Here is a 26,244-nt window from a genome sequence, read left to right as displayed (position 1 = left end):
GACAGAACCTGTTGATGAATGATCGAACGATCGATTGAAGTGAAGCCGAAGACGAGAGAAGTGAGCCTTGCCATGCTGAGCCCCCAACGCGTTGCCGCCCTGTCCACCATCCGCGGGGGCCAGGTCTTGCGCCCTGGCCAGCAATGGCAGGAGAACGAGCTGGTGCTGGGCATCCAGAACGGCCGCCTGGTCGACAGCGCCTTGCCCGGCCCGGGCCTGGACGCCAGCGGCTGCCTGGTGCTGCCGGGCATCGTCGATTTCCACGGCGATGCCTTCGAGCGCCAGATCATGCCGCGCCCCGGCGTGCATTTCCCGCTCGATCTGGCCTTGCTGGAGACCGACCGCCAGCTCGCCAGCAATGGCATCACCACCGCCCTGCATGGCCTGACCTACTCCTGGGAAGGCGGCTTGCGAGGCGGCGACACGGCGCGCGAGCTGCTGGCTGCGCTCGATTCGCTGGACGGTCGCTTGCAGGTGGACCACCGCCTGCATCTGCGCTTTGAATGCCACAACGTCGAGGGTGAAGATCAGGCGCTCGAGTGGCTGCGCAGCGGCCGCATCGGTCTGCTGGCTTTCAACGAGCATCTGCCCATGATGCGCAAGAAGCTGGACAAGAAGCTGCAGGACTATGCCGACCGCGCCGGCACCGACGGCGCCGGCTTCATCGCCCTGCTGGAGAAGGCCGCGGCGCGCGGCGCCGAGGTGCCGGCCCTGATCGAACGCCTGGCGGCCGAATGCCGGCGGCTGGGCATCCCCATGGCCTCGCACGACGACGACAGCCTGGCCACGCGGGCGCGTTTCCAGGCCCTGGGCTGCGGCATCTCCGAGTTCCCCTTGAGCACCGAGGTGGCGGCCATGGCCAGCGCCGAGCGCTCGCCCGTGGTCTGCGGTGCGCCCAATGTGCTGCGCGGCGGCAGCCATGTCGGCGCCCCGCGCGCGGCCGATCTGGCCGGCGCCGGCCTGTGCAAGATCCTCGCGTCCGACTACTACTACCCCGCGCCCCTGCATGCCACCTTCAAGCTGGCGCAGGACGAGGTGATGCCGTTTGCCGCAGCCTGGGAACTGGTCTCGGCCAACCCGGCCCAGGCCCTGGGCCTGCACGACCGCGGCCAACTCAGCGCCGGCCGCCGCGCCGATGTGCTGGTGGTCGATGCCCAGGACCCCAGCCGCCCGCGTCTGGTGGCCACGCTTTGCGCCGGCCGCATCGTCTACCTGGCTGAAGGCGAGCGTCTGCTGTGAGCGCCTTGCACCCGCTGCCCGCCACGGTGCACCGTTATGCCGTCTACTTTGCGCCGGCTGCGGACAGCGCGCACGCCGAGCTGGGTGCGCGCTGGCTGGGGCGCGATGCCCTGCAGCCTGGCCGGGTCTTGCCTCCCGAGTCTCTCGGCGGACTGGAGGCCGAGGCCCGCGCCGCCCTGTGCCGCAGCGCGCGGCGCTATGGCCTGCATGCCACGCTCAAGCCGCCCTTCGAGCTGGCCGAGGGCGGTAGTTTCGAGGAATTGGACGCGGCGCTGCACACCCTGGCCGCGCGCCATGCGGTCTTCGAGCTGCCGGTGCGCCCGGCACGCCTGCACAACTTCCTGGCCTGGCGCCCGCATCTGAATGATGCGACCGCGCATGCGGAGCACCCGGTGAGCCAGCGCCTGATGGATCTGGCCAGTGACTGCGTGCAATCCCTCGACCCTTTTCGCCGCTCGCCCAGCGTGGCCGAGCTGCAGCGCCGCCGCAGCGCCGGGCTCAGCAGCGAGCAGGAGGCTTTGCTGCAGCGCTGGGGCTACCCCTTTGTGATGGAAGCGTTCCGCTTCCACCTGACCCTCAGCGACGCGCTCGATGCCGAGCAACTGGCCGGGGTCGAGGCGGCCCTGCAGCGCGCTTGCGCGCCCGTGGCTGATCAGCCTTTGTGCATCGATGCGCTCAGCCTGTTTGTGGAGGCGGAGGCGGGCGCGGATTTCGTTTGCGTGCGGCGTTACTTGCTTACCGCCTGACTCAGGCTGAGTGGAGGGGGCATGCTGCGACGCGAAGGCCTGGCCGCCGGTGACGTCACGGCCTCAATGGCCAAGACGGCGGCGCAATTTGCTGACGAAGCGTTGCGCTCGATTCGGCCCGGCTGGATGAGGCCCCTTGCCGAAGATGCGCCGCACCTCCAGATAGGCCTTCCAGATCTCGATGCCCGGGATGGCGCTGGGTGTTCGAAAGTCCTTGGGGAATCCGGTTTCCAGCTGGGGCTTGAGTGCGACGAAGCGATCCCATGGGTCGCACAGATTGCCTTCGAGTTCGAAACTCAGCGCAGATCGATATTCCCGGTTCGGGATTTCATACAGGCATCCCACCACCCGTTTGCGCACCTGGGATGAGATGTTCAGGTCCAGGCTGCAGCCTTCGCGGATGAAATCGCGATAGAGGATGTTGAACTCATCCGACACATCCCGCCCGGCAGTGGCCCGGCAGTCGATGTACTGAAGCAGCAGGTAGGCCAAGAGGTTCTCGCCTGAATCTTCGGTGGCGCAGTGGCAGGCGAACTCAGACAGAACCTGAGGGTTGGCTGCCAGCAGCTCAAACCGAGAAAAGCCGCCGGCGTCGGCAGGACGATAGGCAGTGGGCATGGTGTGTCGGGCGGGATGGTCGAAGAAGCTGCCAAGGTTCAGGTGCCAGCGTTGAATCAGCGTTGAATTCCCCAGGTAAACACGCCAAGGGACGCGGCGCCGTGAATAATCCCGCCCATGGCTGCGATGGCGCGCGCATGTGGAGACCGCAGCACTTGGGAGGCCCCTCATGTTCGACCACGTCAAATTCGGCGTCAGCGACTACGCCGCCAGCAAACGCTTTTTCCTTCAGGCCCTGGCGCCGCTCGGCGTCAGCCTGGGCGGCGAGGGCGAGCCCAGCTATGGGGTAGAGCTCTGTGGCAGCGGGGACGCCTCGCTGTGCTTGTTCGAGACACAGGAGCGGCCGGCGCCTTTGCATCTGGCCTTCAAGGCCGAGACGCGGGCGCAGGTGGATGCCTTTTACGCGGCGGCGCTGGCAGCAGGCGGCCGTGACCACGGCCCACCGGGCCTGCGACCGCAGTACCACGTCCACTACTACGCGGCTTTTGTCATCGGCCCCGATGGCCACAATATCGAGGCGGTCTGCCACGCGCCGGAGGGGGTATGAGCAGCATGGACACGTCCAGCACCGCGGCGCCGCAACCGCGCTTTCATCACGCCGCCTGCAGCTGCGGGCAGTTGCAGGCCCAGGCCCGAGGTGAGCCCTTGCGGGTGTCGGTCTGCCATTGCCTGGCCTGCCAACGGCGCACCGGCAGTGTCTTTGGCGCCCAGGCCCGCTTTCCTCGTGCGGCCGTGACCTTGCAGGGCGAGAGCCACAGCTGGGATCGCACAGGAGATTCCGGCTCGACCTGCCGTTTCCATTTCTGCCCGATCTGTGGCGCCACGGTCTACTACGAGCTGCTGGCCATGCCGGAGATGCTGGGCATCCCGCTGGGAGCCTTTGCCGATCCGCAGTTCCCGGCGCCCAGCTTCTCGGTCTACGAGGAGCGCATGCACGCTTGGGTGCAGCTGCGCGGCGAGATTGAGCACATGGATTGAGGCCCGACCAGCAGGCCGCCTGTGCCGATGAGGCCCGTCTTGAAGCCGCGCCCGCCAATCACACCTACTGGGCGCTGAGCGACAAGCCTTCGTTCACCGAGTCCGGATAGCGCTCCTTCGCGTTGCCGGTCAAGGCTGTCATACCCAGGGCGCCGGAGATCAAGACCCGTGGCCTCAGGCTCGTCAAGTTCGGGTGCAACCCTCCGACCAGCTGTTCCGCGACGCTTGGGTGCGCGGCGCGACGCTTGTGAGTTGAGCCGACCTTCCCACGGAGTCGCCACGGAACTCGGATTCGCGGCACCAGGCCTGGTGTGCAGCCAATGCGGGAGCGAGGCGCTGCCGAGCAAGCGCCATCGAATCGGCGCCTGGCCCGAAAGACCAAGCCGTACCATTGCTGCTTTCTTGCATTGCCCATGCTCAGTGAACCGCACGCGCGTGAGGTGCCGATACACTGGGGATCTCCGTTGGCTGAAGTCGTTAGAGCTCTCCTCATCCCATGCCCTGGACGTTTGCACACCCCGCCGCTGTGTTGCCGCTGCGACCTTGGATGGGTCCGCAGCGATGGTCATTTGGGGCCTTGACGATTGGCTGCTTGAGCCCGGATTTGGTTTACCACCTAGGCTTGTTTGGTCTGGCTGCCTTGACTCATTCGCTGGCCGGGATATTTCTGATCTGTGTCCCGGCGGGCTTGTTCCTACTCACGCTGGCACGGTGCTTGAAAGAACCTGTGGCCCAACTTTTGCCCCAACCCCATCGACAGGCACTGATGGCGCTTGAGCCCGTACGTCATGCTTTTGGCTTCCGCGCCTTGGCGTTCTCTGCCACCGGTCTGGCTTTCGGCGCGTTGACTCACATCGTCTGGGACGCCTTCACCCACGAGGGGCGATTCTTTGTGCAGCATGTCGAGCTGCTGCGCGTGCCGCTTTTCCAGGCTTTCGGGCGTGAGTTCCATGTGTTCAAGGTACTGCAGCATCTGAGCACTGTCGTGGGTTGTGCGCTTTTGGTTCATGCCTACTGCCTGTATCTTCGTCGTCTTCCGTTTTCTGGTGGTCTTCTGGGCGGCGCTGTTGAAGAGCGGGCTCGATACCAGGTGCTGGCGGGAATTGCCTTGGCCTCGACAGTCTGCGCGCTTCCGTTCGCGTTGATGGATGCTGCGCGTGCTGACGCGCGACTGTGGTTGTCCACCTTGCTGGTGCGTGAACTGATTTATTCGACAACGGCCTTCTTTGCACTCCTGGCCATCGTCGCTGTGTGGCGACGTAAGAATGTGTTGGCTTGATCAGCTGTGGCGTTGATGGCTAATCGATCGGCGCCGCGGACTGTTGCCGCCTTGTGTGCGCTGCCAGCATCTTGCGCACATCCTTGAGTTCATCCTGTCGCGCCTGCAGCTCCTCGTGCGACCAGTCCCACCAGGCCACGGCTTCGATGGCGCGGGCGATGGCGGGGGTGAAGCGGGGGCGGATGGGGCGGCAGGGGTTGCCGGCGGCAATGGTCCAGGCGGGCACATCGCGGGTGACGATGCTGCCGCTGCCGATCACGGCGCCATGGCCGATCTTGACGCCGGGCATGATGACCACGCCGTGGCCCAGCCAGACGTCGTGGCCGATGCTGACGCGCTGCAGGCGGCGCCAGTGGAAGAGCTCGGCGTCGTCCTCGCCAAAGCCCTCGCCATACATGCTGCCGCGGTAGAGGATGTGGTGCAGGCAGGGGCGCTCGACCGGATGGAAGCCCGGGTTGATGCGCACCAGATTGGCGATATTGACGAACTTGCCGATGTCGGCGGCCATGATGTCTGCGTGGTGGCCGACATAGCTGTAGTCACCGAATGCGCTGTGCTCGATGCGGGTGCTGGCCCCGACTTCGCACCAGCGGCCGAAGCGGCTGTCGCGCACGATGGCATCACGGGCCAGGGTCGGAGCCTCGCCCAGGCGCACCGGCTCGGGCAGATTGTGGGCGGCGATGTGATAACTCGTCATCAGATCAGCACCTTGCGAATGCGCGCCGAGATCAGATCGATGCCGGTGACGAAGGCGATGATGATGAGCATCACCGCGGCGGTGTGCGCGTACTGGAAGCTGCGGATCACCTCGTAGAGGATGACGCCGATGCCGCCCGCACCCACCATGCCCACGACCGAGGCCGAGCGCACATTCGACTCGAAGCGGTAGAGGGTGTAGGACACCCAGAGTGGCATCACCTGCGGGATCACGCCGTAGACGATCTCTTCCAGCGCATTGGCGCCAGTGGCGCGTATGCCCTCGACCGGGCGCGGGTCGATGGACTCCACCGCCTCCGAGAAGAGCTTGGCCAGAATGCCCGTGGTGTGCACCCACAGGGCCAGCACGCCGGCAAACGGTCCCAGACCCACCGCCACGATGAAGAGCATGGCGAACACCATCTCGTTGATCGCGCGGGCCGAATCCATCAGCCGGCGCACCGGCTGGTGCAGCCAGGCCGGCGCGATATTGGCTGAGCTGAGCAGGCCGAAGGGCACGGCACAGATGACGGCCAGCACCGTGCCCCAGACGGCCACCTGCACCGTGACGATCATCTCGGTCACATACGTCCGCCATTCGCTGAAGTCGGGCGGGAAGAACTCCTTGGCGAAGCTGGCCATATTGGCCGAATCTGCCCAGAGCGCAGCAGGGCGCATATCGGCCCCGCGCCAGGACCAGGCCAGCAAGGCCAGGCCCAGGCCCCAGAGCATCAGGCTGCCCAGGTGGGCACGCGGCGGCTGGGGCAGGCCGGGCGTGGGCGCGGTGTGGGGGGCTTCGGTGCGTGAGCTCATGGCCGTGATGTCAGTCGAATGGGGCTGCAGCGGGCCGCGGTTTACTTGGCCGAGGCGAGCTGGGCGTTCAGCTCGGCCAGCTTCTTCTGGATCTCGGCCAACTTGCCTTGCTTGGTGGCGGCGTCCATCTTGTCGTCGGCTTCCAGCTTGGCCTTGTCCTTGAACAGCTCCAGCTGACGGAAGGGCACCAACTGCTTGTTGCTGGATTCATTGAAGACCCCGAAGGTCAGCTTGGCCAGATGGGCCAGCTCGCGCTTGGCCTGCTCGGACTCACCGCGGCCGTAGCTCAGGAAGAAGCCCTTGAGCTTGGCCTTCATATCGGCCGACAGGTCGGCGCGCCAGACCATGGGATCGGCGGCGATCAGGGGCGACTTCCACAGGATGTGGATGCTCTTGGCCTTGTCGGCCTCGCGCTTCTGGAACTTCTCGAACACCTCGGTGTTGGTGATGGCCACATCGACCTGCTTGGCGGCCGTGGCCATCAGGTTGGACTCGTGGTTGCCGGCGCGGCTGGACTTGTAGTGGGTCTTGGGGTCGATGCCGTTGAGGGCGTAGAGGTAGTAGCCCGGCACCAGGGTGCCCGAGGTCGATTGCGGGTCGCCGGCGCCGTAGTTGTACTCGCGTGGGTTCTTGAGCACCTGGTCGACATTCTTGATGCCGCTTTCCTTGTGCGTGATCAGCAGCGAGTGGTAGCCCAGGGCGCCGTCGGCATAGCTGGTTTGGGCGAAGACCTCGCCGCCGGCACGATCCACGGCTTCCATGCCGGATTTGTTGCCCATCCAGGCCATCTGCACCTTGTTGAAGCGCATCGCTTCGATGATGCCGGCGTAGTCATTGGCGAAGAAGGCTTTGACCTTGTAGCCGGTCTTGGCTTCCATATCGGCCAGGATGGGGGCCCAGTCGGCTTTCAGGTGGGCGGCCGATTCGGTCGAGATGATGCCGAAGTTGATGTCCTGGGCGTGGCTCAGGGTGCTGGCCAGCAGGGTGCAGGACGCGAGCAGGAGTTTGCGGAACATGGGGGTTCTCCGATGAACTGAAGGTGGGAGGAAACGAAAGCAGAAGGGAGCCAGGGAAGGCGGATCAGGGCCGCCCGCTGTGGCAAATGGGGCAAATGGGGCGAGTGGGGTGAGTGGAGCAGCGGGTGCCGGGGCCGCGTCAGGCCGCCACCGGTTCGGGCTTGTGCAGCGGCGGCAAGGGCATGGGCTGGCTGTCCAGAGACTCCGGAGCGGTGGGCCCGACTGGCAGCGCGGGAGCCTCGGCATCGCTGGCGTACAACTCGTTCAGAAAGCTGGGGTTGAGTGCGTTGCTCGGGCCGTCAAAGACCACCCGGCCGTCGCGCATGGCGATCACGCGGCTGCAGTAGCGCAGCGCCACATCGACCTGGTGCAGAGACACCAGCACCGTGCAGCCATGCTCGCGGTTGACCCGGGCCAGCATGTCCATGACCTTGCGCAACGATTCTGGGTCCAGCGAGGCAATCGGCTCGTCGGCCAGCACCACCTTGGCGCCTTGCACGAGGGCTCGCGCGATGGCAGCGCGCTGCTGCTGGCCGCCCGAGAGGGTGGAGGCGCGCTGAAAGGCATAGTCGTCTATACCAACTTCGGCCAGCGCTTTCAGGCCGGCGGCGCGTTCCTCGCGGGTGAACCACTGCAGCAGGCTGCGGTGCAGCGGGATGCGGTGCAGTTGGCCGGTCAGCACATTGTTCAGCAGCGTCATGCGGCCGACCAGGTTGAACTGCTGGAAGACAAAACCGATCTGGGCGCGCACGCTGCGGATGTTGGCGGCGATGCGGCCTTGCGACTGCACCAGCTGACCCATCACGCGCAGCTCGCCCGAGCTGGCATCGCCCGCCACAAAGCCGGACAGGTGGCGCAACAGGGTCGATTTGCCCGAGCCCGAGGCGCCAATCAGCGCCACCATCTCACCGGGCCGCAGCTGCAGGCTGACCTGGTCCAGGGCCTGACGCGCGCCAAAGCGCTTGCTCAGCGCATTCACTTCGATTGCATGCTGCATGCCGCACCTCGTTTGCTTGCTTTTCGTCCGTCGGGAACTTCGATTCAGCCGCCCTTGCACGGCCGTCAATGGCGGCTGTGATGAGCTGCGGCGATGCTAGGCAGCTTGTGTGAAAGATTCGTGGCGGGGCTGAGTCGGCGCGGTGACGGGGCTGATCTGATTGGGTGCGGCACGAAGTAGTCTTTGGTTTTGCTCGTGAGGCCCTGCAGCCCGCGCCGCTGCCGGGCTCATGGTTCCGGGGTCGGCCCTGGCGGGCCGACTTCCCTGCGCTGCTCGCGCCTCGGGGCTGGCGCATAACTCACTCCGCTCCCTGCGTTCGCTTCATTCAGACAGAAGCGCCAAGTCAGAACTTGAAGCGCACGAGTACGTGCGCGCCCCGAGGCGCTGTGCTGCTCGACCCTTCACAAATCGCCCGGCAGCGGCACGGGCTGCAGGGCGCTTGCATCGCGGTCGACGTGCCCCTTCCACGGTGGAGCCCGCCGAATCCGGAGGTGGCTCGGCCCGCCGCCGGGCGATTTGTGCGCGGCCGAGGGCACAGCGGAGCGGCTCAGGCGCGTGTACTCACGCGCTTCAAGCTCTGACTCGGCGCCACCTGTTTGACCACAGTGAGCGCAGCGAACGGAGGGAGTTTGGCGCCGCTGAGCCGCGGAGTGAGCACCGAGGGGAGTCGGCTCGAAGAGCCGACCCGCGAACCATGAGCCCGGCGGCGGGGCGAGCCACCGCAGCGAGAACGACGAGCACAACGAAGGTCCGCAATGCGCCGGCCCCCGGCCCGGTTCAAGCCTTGATCTGCAGCAGACGCGAAATCTGGCCGGCGGCGTCGAGCAGGCGTGGCAGGGTATGGGCCAGCAGCTGGTCGGGGGAGCGGCGGTTCACTTGGGAGCCGACATTGAGCGCGGCGATCACGTGGCCGTTGCGGTCGGTGATGGGCGCTGCAAGCGACACCAGGCCGTCCTCGAGCTCCTGGTTGACCAGGCACCAGCCCTGGCGGCCGGCTTGCTGGATGCGCTCGCGCAGATCGGGCAGGTTGGCCACGGTGCGGCCGGCCAGCGGGGCGATTTGGATCTGACTCAGCTGAGATTCGAGTGCCGGGGGCGGCAGGCTGGCCAGCAGGACGCGGCCCATGGAGGTGCACCAGGCCGGCAGGCGGCTGCCCACGCCGAGGTTGATGCTCATGATCTTGCGCGCTGGCACGCGCAGCACGTAGACGATGTCCTGGCCTTCCAGCACCGCGGCCGAGACGCTCTCGCCCAGTTCGGCGGCCAGTTGCTGCATCACCGGCTCGGCGAACTGCCACAGCGGCTGCGAGGACAGGTAGGCAAAACCGAGGTCCAGGATCTTGGGGGTCAGGGCGAACAGGCGGCCATCGCTCTTCACATAACCCAGGGTTTCCAGGGTCAGCAGGATGCGGCGGGCGCCGGCCCGCGTCATGCCGCAGCGGCGCGCCACCTCGGTCAGGGTCTGGCGCGGTGCGCTGGCGTCGAAGGCGCGGATCACCGACAGACCGCGGGCAAAGGACTGCACATAGCTGTCCCCGGGCTTGGGTGCGGTGGCGTCGGGCGCGCTGGCGTCATCGTTCATGGGCGGCAGTATAGGGATGGGCCAGGGCTTCACCGCCCTGCCGCTGTGACCGACGGCAGCGGCCCGAAAAACTGGCTAACATCGCGCCCGCAGTCTTTCCCCCAGTGAGTGAGGAGTTTTTTGTCATGGCCATGGATGTTGTCGATTTTGAGATCAAGGGCGCCGAGATGCAGTTCGTCGAGGTCGAGCTCGACCCGGGCGAAGCCGCCATCGGCGAGGCTGGCAGCATGATGTTCATGGATGCCGGTATTTCCATGGACACCGTCTTCGGCGATGGCGCAGCCAGCCAGGGCGGCTTCTTCGGCAAGCTGCTGGGCGCGGGCAAGCGCCTGATCACCGGCGAATCGCTGTTCACCACCATCTACACCAACCAAGGCTCGGGCAAGCAGCGCGTGGCCTTTGCCGCCCCCTACCCGGGCAAGATCCTGCCCATGGATCTGCGCCAGCTCGGCGGCACCCTGATCTGCCAGAAGGATGCCTTCCTGTGCGCGGCCCGCGGCGTGTCCCTGGGCATCGCCATCCAGCAAAAGCTGGGCACCGGCTTCTTCGGCGGTGAAGGCTTCATCATGCAAAAGCTCGAAGGCGATGGTCTGGCTTTTGTCCACGCCGGCGGCACCGTGGTGCGTCGCACCCTGGCGCCCGGCCAGACCTTGCTGGTGGACACCGGCTGCGTGGTGGCCTACACCCCGAGCGTGGATTTCGAGATCCAGTACGTTGGCAAGATCAAGACCGCGCTGTTCGGCGGCGAGGGCCTGTTCCTGGCCAAGCTGACCGGCCCCGGCGAGGTCTGGCTGCAGAGCCTGCCCTTCTCGCGCCTGGCTTCGCGCATCTTTGCTGCTGCCCCGCAGAACGGCGGACGCCGGGAAGAAGGCTCGGTGCTCGGCGGCTTCGCGGCCGGCGCGGCAGGCGCGGGCATCCTGGGTGGCCTGCTCGGCGGCGACGACGAGTGAGCGAGGGCCGCGCGCCGATCCCCTGCACTGCGAGCGGCCCCGGGCCGCTCTTTTTTTGTTCGGTTTTTTGAGCCGCTTCGCGGTTTCGCCTTCACCATCCCGACATGCCTGTTCAATCCATGAGCCGTGTGGCCGACGCCTTCTGGCGCGCGGCCGCCTACTGCCTGCATCCGCGGGTGATCGCCCTGTCCCTGCTGCCCCTGCTGATCGCGGCCGGCCTGGCCTTCGGCCTGGGCTACTTTTTCTGGGAGCAGGCCGTGGACGGCATGCGCGCGCAGCTGGAGTCCTGGCGCCTGATCGAGTCCTTGCTGGGCTGGCTGGACCATGTCGGTCTGGGCGGTTTCCGCTCGGCCCTGGCGCCCTTGCTGGTGCTGGCCCTGGCCCTGCCGGTGCTGGTGGTGCTGAGCCTCTTGCTGGTGGCCTTGCTGCTGACGCCCACCGCCGTCAATCTGGTGGCGCAGCGACGCTTTCCGCTGCTGGAGCGCAAACGGGGTGCGTCCTTTGTGCATTCGCTGCTGTGGTCGCTCGCCCATGGGGTGGCAGCGTTGCTGGCTTTTGTGATCAGCCTGCCTTTCCTGCTGATTCCGCCCCTGGTGCTGATCGTGCCGCCGCTGATCTGGGGCTGGCTGGGTTACCGGGTGTTTGCCTACGACGCCTTGTCCGAGCACGCCTCGGTGGCCGAGCGGCGCCAACTGCTGCGCCTGCACCGCCTGCCCCTGCTGGGCCTGGGCCTGCTGACCGGCTACCTCGGCGCCGCGCCGGCAGCGATCTGGGCGTTTGGCGTGATGGCTGTGGCCTTGGCGCCGTTTCTGATCCTGGCCTCGATCTGGCTCTACACCCTGGTTTTTGCTTTTTCTTCCCTGTGGTTCACGCATTACTGCCTGGCTGCGCTGCAGGAGCTGCGCCTGAGTCGCTCGACCGCGGCGCCCGGGCCCTCGGGCCTGGTTCTCGATGCTGAAGCTCCCACCCCTACACCCCCATTGCTGCCCAAGGCTGACGCATGAGCACCCCCTCGGTTTCGACCCCTCGGCCCAAGATCGGCCTGATCATCATTGGCGACGAGATTTTGTCCGGCAAGCGCCAGGACAAGCACCTCAGCAAGTTCATCGAGATCCTGGCCGCGCGCGGCATGAGCCTGGACTGGGCCCAGTACCTGGGCGATGACCGTTCTCACATCAGCGTCCGGCTGCGCGAGGCCTTCGCCAGCGGTGACCTGGTGATCAGCTGCGGCGGCATTGGCGCCACGCCGGACGACCACACCCGCCAGGCCGCGGCTGCCGCGCTCGACCGGGAGCTGGTCTTGCACTCCGAGGCGCGCGCCCTGATCTGGCAGCGCATCCAGGACATGGCGGCAGAGAAGGGCGAGTCGGTCGACCCCGAACACCCCGACACCTTGCGCCGCCTGGAGATGGGCGTGTTCCCGGCCGGCGCCGAGATCATCCCCAACCCCTTCAACAAGATCCCGGGCTTTTCGGTCGGCACGGTCTACTTCGTGCCCGGCTTCCCGGTGATGGCGCACCCGATGATGGAGTGGGTGCTGGACCAGCGCCACGCCGATCTGCAGCGCCCGGTGCAGCGCCAGGAGCTGTCGCTGATCGTTCAGGGCGCCATGGAGGCCAGCCTGACCCCGCTGATGGAGCGCGTGGAGGCAGATTTCCCGGGCATCAAGGTCTTCAGCCTGCCCAGCGTGGACCACCCGCAGTGGGGTCGCCATATCGAGCTGGGCGTCAAGGGCCCGGCGGAGCAGATGGACGCGGCCTACCAGGCACTGAAAAGCGGCGTGATCCAGTTTGGTGCCTCGGTGAGCACTGAATTGGTGCGTTGAGTCACCTGGTCTTGCACTATTTTGGTGATTGCCTCGTGATTTCTTGACAGGCCGCCCTGTTCCGGGGCCGGGCCTCGGCCCATAATCCCGGGGCTTTGGGGCCGGATGCACCGGTGCAGCGCAGGGCTGGCGGGGCTGGGCCCCGAGGGCTGACGCAAAGCGCACGAGCAGCCCAAAGTTGGCACACAAACTGCTTATTCAAAGGCTGCGCGGCCTGAGTCTGTTCGAGCAGTGCAAGCCAAACAAATACCTACGCATCCGCAAGCTTTCTCCCGCTACTTACCCGTTTAGGAGTTTCTGATGGCCAAGACCGTCGCCGACGTGATGAAGATCGTCAAGGAAAACGAAGTCAAGTTTGTTGACTTCCGTTTCACCGACACCCGTGGCAAGGAACAGCACGTGACCGTGCCGGTTTCGCACTTCGACGAAGACAAGTTTGTCTCCGGCCATGCTTTCGACGGCTCGTCCATCGCAGGCTGGAAGGGCATCGAAGCCTCGGACATGCTGCTCATGCCCGATCCGAACACGGCCAATATCGACCCCTTCTTCGAAGAGCCGACCCTGATCCTGTCCTGCGACGTGGTCGACCCGGCCGACGGCAAGGCCTACGAGCGCGATCCCCGCTCCCTGGCCAAGCGCGCTGAAGCCTACCTGAAGGCCTCGGGCCTGGGCGACACCGCCTACTTCGGTCCTGAGCCCGAATTCTTCATCTTCGACTCGGTGCGTTGGGCCAACGACATGTCGGGTTCCTTCTTCAAGATCGAATCCGAAGAAGGCGCCTGGAACACCGGCAAGGAATACGAGCACGGCAACACCGGCTACCGTCCAACCGTCAAGGGTGGCTACTTCCCTGTGCCCCCGGTCGACAGCGGCCAGGACATGCGCTCGGAAATGTGCTTGATCCTGGAACAACTGGGCATCCCGGTTGAAGTGCACCACCACGAAGTGGCGAACGCGGGCCAGATGGAAATCGGCACCAAGTTCAGCTCTCTGGTCGAGCGCGCCGACTGGACCCAGCTGCAGAAGTACGTGATCCAGAACGTGGCCCATGCCTACGGCAAGACCGCCACCTTCATGCCCAAGCCCCTGGTCGGCGACAACGGCAGCGGCATGCACGTGCACCAGTCCGTGTGGAAGGACGGCAAGAACCTGTTCGCCGGTGACGGCTATGCCGGTCTGAGCGACTTCGCCCTGTACTACATCGGCGGCATCATCAAGCACGCCCGTGCCCTGAACGCCATCACCAACCCCGGCACGAACTCATACAAGCGCCTGGTGCCTGGCTTCGAAGCCCCAGTGAAGCTGGCCTACTCGGCCAAGAACCGCTCGGCTTCGATCCGCATCCCCTACGTGGCTAACCCCAAGGGCCGCCGCGTCGAGGCGCGCTTCCCTGATCCTTCGGCCAACCCCTATCTGTGCTTCGCAGCGCTGCTGATGGCGGGTCTGGACGGCGTGGAAAACAAGATCCACCCGGGCGAAGCCGCCACCAAGGACCTGTACCACCTGCCGCCGGAAGAAGACGCCCTGGTGCCCACCGTCTGCCACAGCCTGGACCAGGCCCTGGAAGCGCTGGACAAGGACCGTGCCTTCCTGACCAAGGGTGGCGTGTTCACCGATGCTTACATTGACGCCTACATCGACCTGAAGATGCAGGAAGTGACCCGCCTGCGCATGGCGACCCACCCGGTCGAGTTCGACATGTACTACGCACTGTGATGGCCGCCGGCCCTCAGCGTGCCGTGATGTGCGCTGCAGGCCGGGCTTTCACGAGCCGCAAGGCTCACCGCAAAGGACGGCCTCGGCCGTCCTTTTTCATGCCCGGCCCGGGTTCCTCGCTTGTGGGTTGCGCAGGACAAGGCGGGATTCAGCGGGTTTGTGCGTTGACTGCAGGCACAGCACATGGGCCACAATCGCGCCATGTTGATCCGATCCGCTTCGCCGATGACTTCGATCCGCAAGAGTGCCCGAGCCGGTCTGCCGAAATGGGCCGTTTGGAGTGCGGGCGCGCTCATCTCGGCCCTGGCCTCGGGCGCCCAGGCCCAAGGCACGGTCTACCGCTGCCCCGGCCCGCCGGTGCTCTACACCGATGCCTTGTCGGCCAAGGAAGCGTTGGAGAAGGGTTGCCGCACCATCGAGGGCTCGCCCATCACCGTGGTGCAGTCGCCCAAGCCCAAGGCGGGCACGGCAGGCACGGCCGGGGGCTCGCATGGTGAAGCCAGCGGCACGCCCGCGGCGCGCAGCAGCAGCGATGGCGGCCGGGTCGACCCGAGCCAGCAGCGCAGCCGCGACAACGAACGCCGCCGCGTGCTGGAAACCGAGCTGCGCGAGGCCGAGGAACGCCTGGCCACCACGCAGCGTGAATACGCCGGCGGCAACGCCGAGCGACGCGCCGACGAGCGCAACTACCAGCGCTACCTGGACCGCATGGCCGAGCTCAAGGCCAGCATCGCGCGCCAGGAGAGCGATGTCGCGGCGCTCAAACGCGAAATCAGCAAGCTGCCGTCCTGAGGCCCGGCGATCGTCGCCGGTCTGGGGCGCGCGCAGCGGCACCCAGGAGTTGTTCTCATGAGCCCCAGTGCTCCCACCCATTCCGTGCCTCTGACCGAGGCCGAGCGGACACCGCCGGTGTTCGATGCCCTGGACATGCTGGCCACCATGGTGGCCGTGGTCCGCCCGGACGGCGAATGCCTGTTCGCCAACACCGCGTTTGAAAACGTCATGGGCCTGTCGCGCCGCGCCGTGCAGCGCAGCAGCCTCTACGACTGGTTTGCCGAAGCCGGCCGCCTGCGCGACACGGTCGAGGGCGTGGCCCGCAACGCCTATTCCAGCAGCCGCTTCGATGCCTTGCTGCGCCGTGGCGTGCGCCCGCACGAGGTGCTGGTGCCGGTGCACGTGATCGTCTCGCAGCTGGAGGCCGGTTCGGCCGCGCCGCGCGGCGGCGATCTGGTCTTGATCGAACTGATCGAGAACGCCCAGCAGACCCGCCAGGACCGCGAAGAGCGCACGCTTGACCAGGTGCAGGCCACCAAGGAGCTGACGCGCAATCTGGCGCACGAAATCAAGAACCCGCTGGGCGGCATCCGCGGCGCCGCGCAGCTGCTGGCCATGGAGCTGGCACCCACCGAGATGGGGGCCGAGCTCAGCGAGTACACCCAAGTCATCATCCATGAGGTCGATCGCCTGCAGAGCCTGGTCGACCGCCTGCTGGCCCCGCACCGCCATGCGCCGGTGGTGGCCGATGTCAACATCCACGAGGTTTGCGAGCGGGTGCGCGCCCTGGTGCTGGTCGAGCATCCGCGCGGCCTGTCGATCAAGCGCGATTACGACACCTCGCTGCCCGATTTCCGCGGTGACCGCGAGCAACTGATCCAGGCCGTGCTCAATATCGTGCAGAACGCGGCCCAGGCCTTGCAATCCCGCATGGCGGCGGGTGATGCCTGCATCACCTTGCGCACGCGGGTGGCCCGGCAGGTGACGATTGGTAAGCAGCGCTGGCGCTTGGCATTGGAATTGCATGTCGAGGACAACGGCCCCGGAATTCCGGCCGAGATTCGTGATCGCATCTTCTTCCCCCTGGTCTCGGGGCGAGAGGGCGGTTCCGGCCTTGGCCTGACGCTGGCGCAGACGATCGCCCAACAGCACCAAGGCATGATCGACTGTGAAAGCGAGCCGGGCCGGACCGACTTTCGCATCACCTTGCCCCTGCCCTAGAGGGAACCAGCCGCATGAAATCCATCTGGGTTGTCGACGACGATCATTCCATCCGCTTCGTGCTGGAAAAAGCCTTGAGCCGCGAGGGCCTGCCCGTGCGCAGCTTCAGCAACGCCCGCGATCTGCTGGCCGCGCTGGAAGAGGACAGCCCGCAGGTGCTGGTGTCCGACATCCGCATGCCCGGAGGCTCAGGTCTTGACCTGCTGGCCAAGGTCAAGGCCCGCCTGCCGCATCTGCCCGTCATCATCATGACGGCCTACTCCGATCTCGACAGCGCCGTCGCCGCCTTCCAGGGCGGTGCGTTTGAATACCTGCCCAAGCCTTTTGACCTGCCGCGTGCGGTCGAGCTGATCCGCCGCGCCCAGGAAGAAAGCCAGCGCGAGGCCGTGGCCGACGAGGCCGCCGCGCAAGTGCCCGAGATGCTGGGCCAGGCGCCCGCCATGCAGGATGTCTTCCGTGCCATCGGCCGCCTGAGCCAGAGCCATGTGACGGTGTTGATCACCGGCGAATCGGGCTCGGGCAAGGAGCTGGTTGCGCGTGCCCTGCACAAGCACAGCCCGCGCGCCGAGGGCCCCTTTGTCGCCATCAACACGGCCGCCATCCCCAAGGACTTGCTGGAGAGCGAGCTCTTCGGCCACGAGCGCGGTGCCTTCACCGGCGCACAGGCCACGCGGCGCGGGCGCTTCGAGCAGGCCGACGGCGGCACGCTCTTTCTCGATGAAATCGGCGACATGCCGCTGGAGCTGCAGACCCGCCTGCTGCGCGTGCTGTCCGACGGCCAGTTCTACCGCGTCGGCGGCCACAGCCCGCTGCGCGCCAATGTGCGCGTGATCGCCGCCACCCACCAGAACCTGGAATCGCGCGTGCGCCAGGGCGCCTTTCGCGAAGACCTGTTCCACCGCCTCAATGTGATCCGCCTGCGCCTGCCGCCGCTGCGCGAGCGGCGCGAGGACATCGGCGTGCTTGCGCGCTTTTTCCTGCAGCGCAGCGCCACCGAGCTGGGCGTGGAAACCAAGCGCCTCAGCGAGGCCGCCCTGGCCCAGCTGCTGGCCTTTGATTTCCCTGGCAATGTGCGCCAGCTGGAGAACATCTGCCATTGGCTCAGCGTCATGGCGCCCAGCCAGGTGGTCGAGGCCAAGGACCTGCCGCAGGAGCTGCTGCAAGCGCCCGGCAGCGCTGCTGAGCTCTCGCTGGAGCGGGGCGAGGAGGGCAGCGCCCTGGCCGAGGGGCCGGGTCAGGGTCAAGTCTTGCCCCAAACTGGGGCGAGTGCTGGCGCGCCGCTTGCCGCCGTTGCGCCCTTGTCTGGTGCATCGGCCGCGCACGAGGCCTGGGTCATGGAAATGGCCCGCGAAGCGCGCCGCCTGCTGGCTGCCGGTGAGCCCGAGGTCTGGGAGCTGCTGAGCCGCCGCTTCGAAGCCAGCCTGATCACCGCCGCACTGGAGCTGACCCATGGCCGCCGCATCGAGGCGGCCCAGAAGCTGGGCATCGGCCGCAACACCATCACGCGCAAGATCCAAGAGTTGGGTCTGGACGTCTGAGGCCCCTCAGAGCTGCGTGCAAGCCCTGGGTCGGAGCCGGGCCGGCCTCACTACACTGCGCGACATCATTCACAAACAACAAGATGGAGCGCACGCAGCATGAGCGGACTTTTCAATTGGCGTGAGGTGCCTGCCCGGGACGGGCAGGCGGTGCAGACCGACGAGCGCCTGCCCTGGCCGCAGACCCTGGCCATGGGCTTGCAGCATGTGATCGCCATGTTCGGCGCCACCGTGCTGGCGCCGCTGCTGATGGGCTTCGACCCCAATGTCGCCATCCTGATGAGCGGCATCGGCACGCTGATCTTCTTCCTGATGGTGGGTGGCCGGGTGCCCAGCTATCTGGGATCGAGCTTTGCTTTCATCGGTGTGGTGATCGCCGCCACCGGCTACACCGGCGCGGGACCTAACGCGAATATCGGACTGGCTCTGGGCGGCATCATCGCCTGCGGCGCGGTCTACTTTGCGATCGGCGCTTTGGTGTCCTGGCTGGGCACGGGCTGGATCGAGCGACTGATGCCGCCGGTGGTGACCGGCGCCGTGGTGGCCGTGATCGGCCTGAACCTGGCCGCCATCCCGATCAAGAACATGGCCCCCACCGGCTTCGATGCCTGGATGCAAGGCGCCACCTTTTTGAGCGTGGCCCTGGTCGCGGTGTACAGCCGCGGCATGGCCCAGCGCCTGCTGATCTTGCTGGGCCTGCTGGCCGCCAGCCTGCTCTACGCACTGCTGACCAATGGCCTGGGCCTGGGCAAGCCGATCGACCTTTCGGGTGTGGCCAGCGCTGCCTGGGTGGGCCTGCCGCGTTTTGCCAGCCCGGTCTTCGAGCCCCAGGCTTTGCTGCTGATCGTGCCCGTGGTGGTGGTGCTGGTGGCCGAGAACCTCGGTCACCTGAAAGCTGTCAGCGCCATGACCGGCCGCAACCTCGACGCCGACATGGGCCGTGCCTTCATGGGCGATGGCCTGGCCACCATGGTCAGCGGCGCCGCCGGCGGCACCGGCGTGACCACCTATGCCGAGAACATCGGCGTCATGGCCGCCACCCGCATCTACTCCACCGCCATCTTCGTGATCGCCGGCCTGCTGGGCGTGCTGCTGGGTTTCAGCCCCAAGTTCGGGGCGCTGATCCAGGCGATTCCGCTGGCCGTGATGGGCGGGGTCAGCATCGTGGTCTTCGGCCTGATCACGGTGGCCGGCGCCAAGATCTGGGTGGACAAGCGGGTGGACTTCAGCGACAGCCGCAATCTGCTGGTGGTCGCCATCACGCTGGTGCTGGGCACGGGCGACTACACCTTGAAGCTGGGTAGTTTTGCGCTGGGTGGCATCGGAACGGCCACCTTCGGCGCCATCCTGCTCTATGCACTTCTCTCTTTTGGTCGCAAGGACTGAGTTTCTTCAGGCTGCCGCCGCACGCTTGTCGAGGTAGACGCCCAGGCCCTGGGCGTTGAGCTCGATGTCCATCTCCAGCAAGCCCAGCTGCGCCACCAGGCTTTGCGTGCAGCCATGGGCATGCAGGCGCGGCAGGTAGATGGCCTCCAGCCCGGTTTTCAGAAAAGCGTGGCGCTCGGGGCTGGCGCCGGCCGGGGCGGCATGGGCCAGGGCCACCATCTCGTCGATCTGCTCGCGCAGCAGCTGGCCCAGGCGCTGCACCTCGGCCACGCTGCCGCCGACGCGGCTGTAGTGGGTCAGGAACAGCTGGGTGGGTTGCAAAGCCAGCAGGCGATCCATCGAGGCTTTCAGGGCCTCGGGCTCGAACTGCACCGGCGTGCTGGTCGGCAAGGCCCAGGCGCCTTGCGCGGTGTCGAACTCGCGGTAGCTCAGGCCGAAGGTGTCGCCGGTGAAGCAGCCGCGGCTGTGCGCGTCCCAGATGCAGTGGTGGTGGCGCGCATGGCCAGGGGTGTCCAGCAGCAGCAGGGACCGGCCGGCCAGATGCAGGGTTTCGCCATCGCTGCTGGCCTGGGCTCGCTCGGCCGGCACCGGCACGAGGCGGCCGTAGGAGCGCTGCATCTCGGCCTCGCCGTAGACCGCCTTGGCGCCCATGTAGAGCGCGGTCGGGTCGATCAGATGGCGCAGGCCACGCGGGTGCACGACCAGGCGCGCCTGGGGCAGGGACTGCATCAGCAGGCCCACGCCGCCGGCATGGTCCAGATGCACATGGGTGGGGATCACCCAGTCCACCGCTTCCGGGCCCAAGCCCAAGTCGCCCAGCGCCGCCAGCAGGCGCGGCACGGCGTGGTTGGTGCCGGTGTCGATGAAGGCGGCACGGCCGGCCTCCACCATCAGGTAGGCGGCGTCGAACTGTGGGCGCTGAAAGCCGGTGTCGATGGCATAGATGCCATGGCCGAGGGGCTGGACAAAGTCGTGCATGGCGGGTGTGTCTCCAGGCTCACTTCTAGAATCCGCCCACCTTAACTGATCTCAAACCTGAGCGACGCTGCCATGGCCGTGCATGAAATCCTGAAGATGGGTGACCCGCGCCTGCTGCGCGTGGCCCAGCCGGTCACCAACTTCGGCACGCCCGAGCTGCGCAGCCTGATCGCCGACATGTTTGAGACGATGAAGGCGGCCAACGGCGCCGGCCTGGCCGCGCCGCAGATCGGTGTGGACCTGCGCCTGGTGATCTTTGGCTACCAGAGCAATGTGCGCTATCCGGACGCGCCGCCCGTGCCGCCCACCGTGCTGATCAACCCCGAGATCGAGCTGCTCGGCGCGGCCGATGAAGAGGGCTGGGAAGGCTGCCTCTCGGTGCCGGGTCTGCGCGGCGTGGTGCCGCGCCACGCACGCCTGCGCTACCGCGGCTTTGACGCCGAAGGCCAGGCCTTTGAGCGCGAGGCCGAGGGCTTCCATGCCCGCGTGGTCCAGCATGAATGCGACCATCTCGACGGCATCCTCTACCCGATGCGCGTCAAGGATTTCAGCCGCTTTGGCTTCACCTCGGTGCTGTTCCCGGAGCTGGACCCGGCGGCAGACGACTGAGACGCTCCTTTCGGGCGCGTGGCCTGCACCTCGCGCCCGGCGTGGTGATTCTTTGTAAAGACGGTCCTCCGCCGCGCCCGGTGGCGCGTTGAACGCAGGTCACAGGAGCTTGTCATGAGAATCACTGCTGCCCGAAATTTCTCACCCGCCTCTGCGCTGCTCGGGGCCTGGCGCCAGGGTTTGTGTCTGGCCGTGGCGGTGCTGGGCCTGATCGGCGGGCCCGCGGCCCAGGCCGAGCCGGCCAACGCCGGCGATCCGCCCACGCGGGCCGGCCGGGTCTCCGAGGTGATCGGCGAGGCCTGGCTGTTCGATGCCGAGGCCAAGGAATGGACGCGGGTGACGCGCAACCAGACCATTTCCGAGGGCGACCGCCTGCGCACCGACGATCGTTCGCGCGTCAGCCTGCGCGTCGGCTCCACCAGCTTCTGGCTCGATGAACGCAGCGATCTGGAGATCAGCCAGCTCGACGAGGGCCGCGTGCTGCTGCTCCTGGCCAAGGGCGATCTGGGCCTTCGCCTGCGCTCGCAGGAGGCCGTCAACGAGTACAAGGTGCAGACCCGCGAAGGCCTGTTCTTCGCCGAGCGCGAGGGCCTGTACCGCGTCGAGCAGCTGGATCGCGGCAGCCGCGGCTTTGCCCTGCAAGGCCGCTTGCGCTTTGAATCGGGCAAGGGCGAAAACGTGCTGCCGGTCTGGCTGCAAGACGGCGAGCAGGCGGAATTCTGGTGGGCCGGTGGCCCGCGCGCCGAGCGCCAGCGCCTGCAGGGTGATGGCTTCATCGACTGGCTCAGCGCGCAAAGCCGGTCAGAGGGGGACAGCGTCAACCTGGGCCTGAGCCAGCGCTATGTCTCGCCCGAGATGACCGGCGCCGAAGACCTGGACCGCCATGGCCGCTGGGAGCAGTCGCCCGAGCATGGCGCGGTCTGGATTCCCACCGTGGTGGTGGCCGATTGGGCGCCGTACCGCTACGGCCGCTGGGTCTGGACCCGCCACTGGGGCTGGAGCTGGGTCGATGACGCGCCCTGGGGTTTTGCGCCATTCCACTATGGCCGCTGGGTCAGTTGGGGTGGCCGCTGGTGCTGGTCGCCGGGCCGCTATGTCGCGCGCCCGGTCTATGCCCCGGCCCTGGTCGCCTGGGTTGGTGGGCCGGCCGTGTCGGTGGGCATCAGCATCGGCGGCGGCGTGCGCCCGCCGCGCCCGCACTACGGCTGGTACCCCCTGGCCCCGCGAGAGGTCTATGTGCCCGGCTTCCGCCACAGCCCCGGCTATGTGGCGCGGCTGAACAACCATTTCGACCGCGACCCGGTCACGGTGAACAAGCCGCGCAGCAACCGCGAGATCGGCGGCGCCATCAGCTATCTGCCCGGCTCAGGCGGCCCGGTGCGGGCCATGCCGGTGGCCGAGGCCGGCCCGGTGCGCAGCTTGCCGGCACCGCCCGCCCGCCAGGACCTGGCCGCCGTGCTGCCGCAGCGCCCGAACCCGGCACCGGGCCTGGACTCGGCCCAAGGCCGCAACCCGGCCGAGGTGCCCTGGCGCAACGACAACCTCGGCCAGCGCCGCCGCGAGATCCAGCGCGAGGCAGGGGCTGATCTGCCGGCCCGTGAGCCACGTGAGCCCCGTGAAGCAAGGGAAGGGCGTTTCAACGGCCCGCAGCGCAACGAGATGGGCAGCAGCCTGCCCAGCCGCGAGCCGGTGCCTGGTCAGAACGGCCCGGTGCAAGCCAACCCTTCGCCCTCGGCCGCGCCCGAGCTGCCCTGGCGCGGTGGTGCGGCGCGTGTGGAACGTGTGGAGCGTGAACGCGAGCGTGAACGAGCCAACCCCTCGCTTCCTCAGGTTCAGCCCGCTCAGTCGCCGGCCGCGCCCATGCCGCAGGCGCAGGTGCAGGGGCAAAGCGAGCCCGCGCCGCGGCCCTGGGCCGATCGCATCGGTGAGCGCGGGGACCGTGGCGATCGCGGTGAGCGTGCCGGCCCGCCAAGGCCCGAGCGCATGCCCGAGCGCCAGATCGAGCGCCCCCCGGAGCGCCCGATGGAACGCCAGATCGAGCGTCCCCGCTCGGCCGAGCCTGCGGCTCTGCCGCAGCGTGCGCCGCAGGCCGCACCGCCGCAGCCGGCCCCGCGCAGCGAGCCGCAAGGCCCGCAGCGTGGCCATCAGGACGGACCGCCGCGCCGCAACGGCGATCGCCGCGATATGGAGCGCTGAGCGCCACCAACCTCCGCCGTCTCAGCCCAAGCGCTGCCGCCTTCCCGGGCGCAGCGCTTTTTTTCTTCGTTTCAGCGGGCGTTCAGAGCAGGGGCAGCAACACCGGCCAGACCTGGTCCAGCATCAGCGGATGGGCCTTGGCCAGGGGGTGGATGCGGTCGGGCTGGAACCAGCTTTCGGCATCGGCCTTTTCGGCGAAACCGGCCAGCAGGAAGGGCGTCAAGGCGATCTTCTCGGCCTTGGCCACCTCGGGGAACAGGCTCGCAAATTCGCGCGCATAGCTGGCGCCGTAATTGGGCGGCACCTGCATGCCCACCAGCTGCACCTTGGCGCCGGCGGCCTTGCCGGCGCGCACCATGGCCAGCAGGTTCTCGCGGCTGCTGGCCAGGGGCAGTCCGCGCAGGGCGTCGTTGCCGCCCAGCTCGATGATCAGCACGGCCGGCTTGTGCAGCTTGAGCAAGGGCTCCAGGCGCGCGCGGCCGCCGGCCGTGGTTTCGCCGCTGATGCTGGCATTGACGACTTGGTAGCGCCGGCCTTGCGGCAGCTTGTGGCCGGCCAGCTTCTGCTCCAGCAGGGCCACCCAGCCCTGACCGCGGGCCAGGCCGTATTCGGCCGAGAGGCTGTCGCCCAGCACCAGCAGCTTGCGCTCGGAAGTCGCCGTGGCTTGGGTCTGGGCGATCGCCGACCCTGCGAAAGCCAGGCCAAGGATGCAGGCGCTACAGTGCAGGGCTTGCTTCAGCACGCTGCGCCGTGCGGGGGCCGCGGGCGTCTTCGTCCAGTCCTTTGTCATTCCTTGGGGTTCTTCCGTCATGTCCGAAATTCTTGTGGAAGTCGATCACATCAACAAACGGGTGCGTGATGCGACCGGTGAGCTGGGCATTCTGCATGACATCAGCTTTTCGCTCCGGGCGAGGGAATCGGTGGCCATCGTCGGTGCCTCGGGCTCAGGCAAGAGCACCTTGCTGGCCATCCTGGCCGGCCTGGACACGCCCAGCAGCGGCACGGTGCGTTTGCGTGGCCAGGACCTGTTTGTGCTGGACGAAGACCAGCGCGCCGCGGTGCGCGGCGCCGAGCTCGGCTTTGTGTTCCAGAGCTTCCAGCTCCTGCCGAACCTGACGGCGCTGGAGAACGTGATGCTGCCGCTGGAGCTGCGGGGCGATCCGCAGGCGCGCAGTCTGGCCACGCAGATGCTGGGTCGGGTGGGGCTGTCCGAGCGATTGGGGCATTACCCGCGCGTGCTCTCGGGCGGTGAGCAGCAGCGCGTGGCGCTGGCGCGCGCCTTTGTGCAGCGGCCAGCCCTGCTGCTGGCCGACGAGCCCACCGGCAGCCTCGATTTCGCGACCGGCGCGGCGGTGATGGAGCTGATGTTCGAGCTGAACCGGGAAGCCGGCACCACCCTGGTGCTCGTCACCCACGATCTGGCGATTGCGCAGCGCTGCCAGCGGCAGTTGCGCATCGAAGCCGGCCGCTTGCTCGAGCAGACCGGTCAGCATGCGGCAGAACCTGCAGCAGCAGCCGTTTAGCGGCGGTTGCGCGCACGCTGGCGCAGCCGCCGCCAGCGTTCGCCGCGGATCACGGCCCACCAGCCGATGTACACGATGAAATAGGCCGCAGCTCCGAGCGTGAGTCCGGCCAGGGGCAGGCCGATCAGCAGCGGCTCTCCCAGGGCCTGCACCCAGGCCCAAGCCGAGGGCAGCCAGCTGGAAGGCTCGCTCCAGGTGATGGCCAGCATCTCCGGCGTGGCGATCGGCCCGTTGTGCCCCGAGGCCAGGCGGCCCAGCGCGATGGCCAGGCTCCAGATCGGCACCAAGGTGAAGGGATTGGTCAGCCAGGTGGCCGCAATGGCTGCGGCCACATTGGCGCGGCAGATGATGGCCAGCACAGCCGCGAGCACCATCTGGGTTGGCAAGGGGATGACGCCGATGGCCAGGCCCACGGCCACGCCGAGGGCCACGCGGCGTCGGTGTGCGACCCACAGCCAGGGACGTGGTGCTAGGTAGTGGCCCAGCCAGCGCAGACCCGGCGTGTCGGCCAGGGTGTCCGGGTGGGGCAGGATGCGGCGGGCGAGGCGGGAGGCAGGCAAGCGAGAACCTCGGCGGGCGGGCAGGGTGGGTGGCGTCTTTCGCTCATGAAAAACCCGCGGACGCCGAAGGGCGTTGCGCGGGTTCTGATCCTGCAGGTCTTGGTGCGGACCTCAGGCGCTGCGGGCCGAGAAGCCGCCGCCCAAACTCAGGGTTTGAGCGCGCGGCCGCGGGCGCGCAGCGCAATGGCACATCAGTTGGCGAACTTGTAGTCGGTCTTGGCCTTGCTCTTCAGCTCTTGCTGGAAGGCGCCGACCTTCTGCTGTTGCAGGCGCTGCAGGATCTGAGCCTTGACGTCGTCGAAGGCCGGGAACTGGGCTTCGCGGGTGTCTTCGACCTTGATGATGTGGAAACCGTACTGGGTCTTGACCGGCGCGTCGGTCATTTCGCCCTTCTTCAGCTTGGTGATGGCTTCGGCGAACTCAGGGACATAGCTGCTGGGCTTGGCGAAGTCCAGGTCGCCACCATTGGCGGCCGAGCCGGTGTCCTTGGAGTTCTTGCTGGCCAGCTCTTCGAACTTGGCGCCACCCTTGATCTGGGCGATCAGGGCCTTGGCGTCGTCTTCCTTCTCGACCAGGATGTGGCGGGCGCGCACTTCTTCGCCGCTGTTCTGGGCCTTGAACTTCTCGTACTCGGCCTTGGCGTCGGCTTCGGTGACGGGGTTCTTCTTGGCGTAGTCGGCGAACAGTTCGCGGATCAGGATGCTCTGACGGGCCAGTTCCATCTGGGCCTTGTAGTCGGCGCTGGCCGGGATGCCGCGCTTCTCGGCTTCCTGCATGAAGATCTCGCGCAGCACGACTTCATCCTTGACCTGGGTTTCCAGCTCCGGCGTGCGGGGCTGTTGGCCGCTCTTGGTGACTTGGCCGATCAGCTGCTCGGCGCGTGCCTTGGGCACGGCTTTGCCGTTCACGATGGCGAGGTTCTGCGCGCTGGCCGACATGGGCAGGAGCGCAGCGGACAGGGCCGCGACGGAGGCGGCAAGCACAAACTTCTTCATGGGTAGGGCT

Annotated in this window: 26 protein-coding genes; 16 read left to right on the top strand and 10 right to left on the bottom strand. The window is 67.1% G+C overall.

What is annotated here, in order from left to right:
- The first annotated feature begins 72 nt into the window (after nt 1-72).
- Together OOB33_RS21800 and OOB33_RS21795 are read left to right on the top strand one after the other, a co-directional pair.
- Nucleotides 73-1,239, top strand: coding sequence for an alpha-D-ribose 1-methylphosphonate 5-triphosphate diphosphatase (locus tag OOB33_RS21800; RefSeq protein WP_271010198.1), 1,167 nt, complete (start codon nt 73-75; stop codon nt 1,237-1,239).
- Nucleotides 1,236-1,985, top strand: a complete 750-nt coding sequence (locus OOB33_RS21795; protein ID WP_271010197.1) for a DUF1045 domain-containing protein — start codon at nt 1,236-1,238, stop codon at nt 1,983-1,985. Before OOB33_RS21800 ends, OOB33_RS21795 begins: the two co-directional genes overlap by 4 nt.
- A gap of 63 nt (nt 1,986-2,048) precedes the next feature.
- Here the strand turns inward: OOB33_RS21795 and OOB33_RS21790 are convergent, their stop codons facing one another.
- A complete protein-coding gene (locus OOB33_RS21790) occupies nt 2,049-2,774 on the bottom strand; it encodes a hypothetical protein (protein ID WP_271010196.1) in 726 nt (241 codons plus the stop codon).
- On the opposite strand from OOB33_RS21790, the gene OOB33_RS21785 reads away from it, so the two are divergent.
- The 3 genes from OOB33_RS21785 (at nt 2,773) to OOB33_RS21775 (ending at nt 4,860) form a co-directional block, all read left to right on the top strand.
- Nucleotides 2,773-3,150 (top strand): VOC family protein, encoded by a 378-nt coding sequence (locus OOB33_RS21785; protein ID WP_271010195.1) that lies wholly within the window; start codon nt 2,773-2,775, stop codon nt 3,148-3,150. The genes OOB33_RS21790 and OOB33_RS21785 overlap by 2 nt on opposite strands.
- A complete protein-coding gene (locus tag OOB33_RS21780) occupies nt 3,147-3,581 on the top strand; it encodes a GFA family protein (RefSeq protein WP_271010194.1) in 435 nt (144 codons plus the stop codon). Before OOB33_RS21785 ends, OOB33_RS21780 begins: the two co-directional genes overlap by 4 nt.
- 496 nt (nt 3,582-4,077) lie before the next feature.
- On the top strand, nt 4,078-4,860 hold the full coding sequence (locus OOB33_RS21775) for a DUF4184 family protein (protein WP_271010193.1): 783 nt from the start codon (nt 4,078-4,080) through the stop codon (nt 4,858-4,860).
- Nucleotides 4,861-4,879: 19 nt separating this feature from the next.
- Here OOB33_RS21775 and OOB33_RS21770 read toward each other — a convergent pair whose 3' ends face one another.
- From OOB33_RS21770 to OOB33_RS21750, 5 genes are all read right to left on the bottom strand, one after another.
- Complete coding sequence (locus OOB33_RS21770) at nt 4,880-5,557, bottom strand: DapH/DapD/GlmU-related protein (protein WP_271010192.1); 678 nt, start codon at nt 5,555-5,557, stop codon at nt 4,880-4,882.
- Nucleotides 5,557-6,369 (bottom strand): phosphonate ABC transporter, permease protein PhnE, encoded by an 813-nt coding sequence (phnE, locus tag OOB33_RS21765; RefSeq protein ID WP_102766428.1) that lies wholly within the window; start codon nt 6,367-6,369, stop codon nt 5,557-5,559. The genes OOB33_RS21770 and phnE overlap by 1 nt, the downstream gene beginning before the upstream one ends.
- A gap of 41 nt (nt 6,370-6,410) precedes the next feature.
- A complete protein-coding gene (gene phnD, locus OOB33_RS21760; protein ID WP_102766429.1) occupies nt 6,411-7,385 on the bottom strand; it encodes a phosphonate ABC transporter substrate-binding protein in 975 nt (324 codons plus the stop codon).
- A gap of 139 nt (nt 7,386-7,524) precedes the next feature.
- A complete protein-coding gene (phnC, locus tag OOB33_RS21755) occupies nt 7,525-8,382 on the bottom strand; it encodes a phosphonate ABC transporter ATP-binding protein (RefSeq protein ID WP_271010191.1) in 858 nt (285 codons plus the stop codon).
- A 777-nt stretch (nt 8,383-9,159) separates the two neighbouring features.
- Nucleotides 9,160-9,963, bottom strand: coding sequence for an IclR family transcriptional regulator domain-containing protein (locus tag OOB33_RS21750; protein ID WP_102766431.1), 804 nt, complete (start codon nt 9,961-9,963; stop codon nt 9,160-9,162).
- Between the two features lie 125 nt (nt 9,964-10,088).
- Here OOB33_RS21750 and OOB33_RS21745 point away from each other — a divergent pair, with 125 nt between their 5' ends.
- The 8 genes from OOB33_RS21745 (at nt 10,089) to OOB33_RS21710 (ending at nt 19,373) form a co-directional block, all read left to right on the top strand.
- Nucleotides 10,089-10,913: a TIGR00266 family protein gene (locus tag OOB33_RS21745; RefSeq protein ID WP_102766623.1), complete on the top strand. Its 825-nt coding sequence runs from the start codon at nt 10,089-10,091 to the stop codon at nt 10,911-10,913.
- Between the two features lie 104 nt (nt 10,914-11,017).
- Entirely contained in the window at nt 11,018-11,917 is a 900-nt protein-coding gene (locus tag OOB33_RS21740; RefSeq protein ID WP_271010190.1) for an EI24 domain-containing protein, read from the top strand.
- Nucleotides 11,914-12,738 (top strand): competence/damage-inducible protein A, encoded by an 825-nt coding sequence (locus OOB33_RS21735; RefSeq protein ID WP_271010189.1) that lies wholly within the window; start codon nt 11,914-11,916, stop codon nt 12,736-12,738. Before OOB33_RS21740 ends, OOB33_RS21735 begins: the two co-directional genes overlap by 4 nt.
- Nucleotides 12,739-13,038: 300 nt before the next feature.
- On the top strand, nt 13,039-14,454 hold the full coding sequence (gene glnA / locus OOB33_RS21730; protein WP_102766434.1) for a type I glutamate--ammonia ligase: 1,416 nt from the start codon (nt 13,039-13,041) through the stop codon (nt 14,452-14,454).
- Nucleotides 14,455-14,655: 201 nt separating this feature from the next.
- Nucleotides 14,656-15,246: a hypothetical protein gene (locus OOB33_RS21725; RefSeq protein WP_243392677.1), complete on the top strand. Its 591-nt coding sequence runs from the start codon at nt 14,656-14,658 to the stop codon at nt 15,244-15,246.
- Between the two features lie 57 nt (nt 15,247-15,303).
- A complete protein-coding gene (glnL, locus tag OOB33_RS21720; protein WP_442953056.1) occupies nt 15,304-16,449 on the top strand; it encodes a nitrogen regulation protein NR(II) in 1,146 nt (381 codons plus the stop codon).
- Nucleotides 16,450-16,463: 14 nt separating this feature from the next.
- Nucleotides 16,464-17,987 (top strand): nitrogen regulation protein NR(I), encoded by a 1,524-nt coding sequence (gene ntrC, locus OOB33_RS21715; RefSeq protein WP_271010188.1) that lies wholly within the window; start codon nt 16,464-16,466, stop codon nt 17,985-17,987.
- A gap of 99 nt (nt 17,988-18,086) precedes the next feature.
- Nucleotides 18,087-19,373 (top strand): solute carrier family 23 protein, encoded by a 1,287-nt coding sequence (locus tag OOB33_RS21710; protein WP_271010187.1) that lies wholly within the window; start codon nt 18,087-18,089, stop codon nt 19,371-19,373.
- Between the two features lie 6 nt (nt 19,374-19,379).
- Here OOB33_RS21710 and OOB33_RS21705 read toward each other — a convergent pair whose 3' ends face one another.
- Nucleotides 19,380-20,351: an MBL fold metallo-hydrolase gene (locus tag OOB33_RS21705; RefSeq protein WP_271010186.1), complete on the bottom strand. Its 972-nt coding sequence runs from the start codon at nt 20,349-20,351 to the stop codon at nt 19,380-19,382.
- A 72-nt stretch (nt 20,352-20,423) separates the two neighbouring features.
- Here OOB33_RS21705 and def point away from each other — a divergent pair, with 72 nt between their 5' ends.
- Entirely contained in the window at nt 20,424-20,960 is a 537-nt protein-coding gene (gene def, locus OOB33_RS21700; RefSeq protein ID WP_171826953.1) for a peptide deformylase, read from the top strand.
- A gap of 114 nt (nt 20,961-21,074) precedes the next feature.
- Nucleotides 21,075-23,156 (top strand): DUF6600 domain-containing protein, encoded by a 2,082-nt coding sequence (locus OOB33_RS21695; protein ID WP_271010185.1) that lies wholly within the window; start codon nt 21,075-21,077, stop codon nt 23,154-23,156.
- An 82-nt stretch (nt 23,157-23,238) separates the two neighbouring features.
- Here the strand turns inward: OOB33_RS21695 and OOB33_RS21690 are convergent, their stop codons facing one another.
- Complete coding sequence (locus OOB33_RS21690; protein WP_271010184.1) at nt 23,239-23,946, bottom strand: arylesterase; 708 nt, start codon at nt 23,944-23,946, stop codon at nt 23,239-23,241.
- 19 nt (nt 23,947-23,965) lie between these two features.
- Here OOB33_RS21690 and OOB33_RS21685 point away from each other — a divergent pair, with 19 nt between their 5' ends.
- Nucleotides 23,966-24,679, top strand: a complete 714-nt coding sequence (locus OOB33_RS21685; RefSeq protein WP_102766442.1) for an ABC transporter ATP-binding protein — start codon at nt 23,966-23,968, stop codon at nt 24,677-24,679.
- Here OOB33_RS21685 and OOB33_RS21680 read toward each other — a convergent pair.
- On the bottom strand, nt 24,676-25,239 hold the full coding sequence (locus OOB33_RS21680; RefSeq protein ID WP_165794434.1) for a DUF2062 domain-containing protein: 564 nt from the start codon (nt 25,237-25,239) through the stop codon (nt 24,676-24,678). The genes OOB33_RS21685 and OOB33_RS21680 overlap by 4 nt on opposite strands.
- Before the next feature lie 191 nt (nt 25,240-25,430).
- Nucleotides 25,431-26,234, bottom strand: coding sequence for a peptidylprolyl isomerase (locus tag OOB33_RS21675; protein WP_102766444.1), 804 nt, complete (start codon nt 26,232-26,234; stop codon nt 25,431-25,433).
- Nucleotides 26,235-26,244: the final 10 nt, after the last annotated feature.

Origin of the sequence: Paucibacter sp. B51 (genome assembly GCF_027863535.1) — a bacterium.
Lineage (GTDB): Bacteria > Pseudomonadota > Gammaproteobacteria > Burkholderiales > Burkholderiaceae_C > Paucibacter_A > Paucibacter_A aquatilis.
Note: the sequence above shows the minus strand (reverse complement) of the source record. Positions and strands in the feature narration are given on the sequence as shown.

Coding starts and splice junctions, on each gene's coding strand:
- OOB33_RS21800 (WP_271010198.1), top strand. CDS start 73: ATGCTGAGCCCCCAACGCGTTGCCGCCCTGTCCACCATCCGCGGGGGC.
- OOB33_RS21785 (WP_271010195.1), top strand. CDS start 2,773: ATGTTCGACCACGTCAAATTCGGCGTCAGCGACTACGCCGCCAGCAAA.
- OOB33_RS21790 (WP_271010196.1), bottom strand. CDS start 2,774: ATGAGGGGCCTCCCAAGTGCTGCGGTCTCCACATGCGCGCGCCATCGC.
- OOB33_RS21780 (WP_271010194.1), top strand. CDS start 3,147: ATGAGCAGCATGGACACGTCCAGCACCGCGGCGCCGCAACCGCGCTTT.
- OOB33_RS21775 (WP_271010193.1), top strand. CDS start 4,078: ATGCCCTGGACGTTTGCACACCCCGCCGCTGTGTTGCCGCTGCGACCT.
- OOB33_RS21770 (WP_271010192.1), bottom strand. CDS start 5,557: ATGACGAGTTATCACATCGCCGCCCACAATCTGCCCGAGCCGGTGCGC.
- phnE (WP_102766428.1), bottom strand. CDS start 6,369: ATGAGCTCACGCACCGAAGCCCCCCACACCGCGCCCACGCCCGGCCTG.
- phnD (WP_102766429.1), bottom strand. CDS start 7,385: ATGTTCCGCAAACTCCTGCTCGCGTCCTGCACCCTGCTGGCCAGCACC.
- phnC (WP_271010191.1), bottom strand. CDS start 8,382: ATGCAGCATGCAATCGAAGTGAATGCGCTGAGCAAGCGCTTTGGCGCG.
- OOB33_RS21750 (WP_102766431.1), bottom strand. CDS start 9,963: ATGAACGATGACGCCAGCGCGCCCGACGCCACCGCACCCAAGCCCGGG.
- OOB33_RS21745 (WP_102766623.1), top strand. CDS start 10,089: ATGGCCATGGATGTTGTCGATTTTGAGATCAAGGGCGCCGAGATGCAG.
- OOB33_RS21740 (WP_271010190.1), top strand. CDS start 11,018: ATGCCTGTTCAATCCATGAGCCGTGTGGCCGACGCCTTCTGGCGCGCG.
- OOB33_RS21735 (WP_271010189.1), top strand. CDS start 11,914: ATGAGCACCCCCTCGGTTTCGACCCCTCGGCCCAAGATCGGCCTGATC.
- glnA (WP_102766434.1), top strand. CDS start 13,039: ATGGCCAAGACCGTCGCCGACGTGATGAAGATCGTCAAGGAAAACGAA.
- OOB33_RS21725 (WP_243392677.1), top strand. CDS start 14,656: ATGTTGATCCGATCCGCTTCGCCGATGACTTCGATCCGCAAGAGTGCC.
- glnL (WP_442953056.1), top strand. CDS start 15,304: ATGAGCCCCAGTGCTCCCACCCATTCCGTGCCTCTGACCGAGGCCGAG.
- ntrC (WP_271010188.1), top strand. CDS start 16,464: ATGAAATCCATCTGGGTTGTCGACGACGATCATTCCATCCGCTTCGTG.
- OOB33_RS21710 (WP_271010187.1), top strand. CDS start 18,087: ATGAGCGGACTTTTCAATTGGCGTGAGGTGCCTGCCCGGGACGGGCAG.
- OOB33_RS21705 (WP_271010186.1), bottom strand. CDS start 20,351: ATGCACGACTTTGTCCAGCCCCTCGGCCATGGCATCTATGCCATCGAC.
- def (WP_171826953.1), top strand. CDS start 20,424: ATGGCCGTGCATGAAATCCTGAAGATGGGTGACCCGCGCCTGCTGCGC.
- OOB33_RS21695 (WP_271010185.1), top strand. CDS start 21,075: ATGAGAATCACTGCTGCCCGAAATTTCTCACCCGCCTCTGCGCTGCTC.
- OOB33_RS21690 (WP_271010184.1), bottom strand. CDS start 23,946: ATGACAAAGGACTGGACGAAGACGCCCGCGGCCCCCGCACGGCGCAGC.
- OOB33_RS21685 (WP_102766442.1), top strand. CDS start 23,966: ATGTCCGAAATTCTTGTGGAAGTCGATCACATCAACAAACGGGTGCGT.
- OOB33_RS21675 (WP_102766444.1), bottom strand. CDS start 26,234: ATGAAGAAGTTTGTGCTTGCCGCCTCCGTCGCGGCCCTGTCCGCTGCG.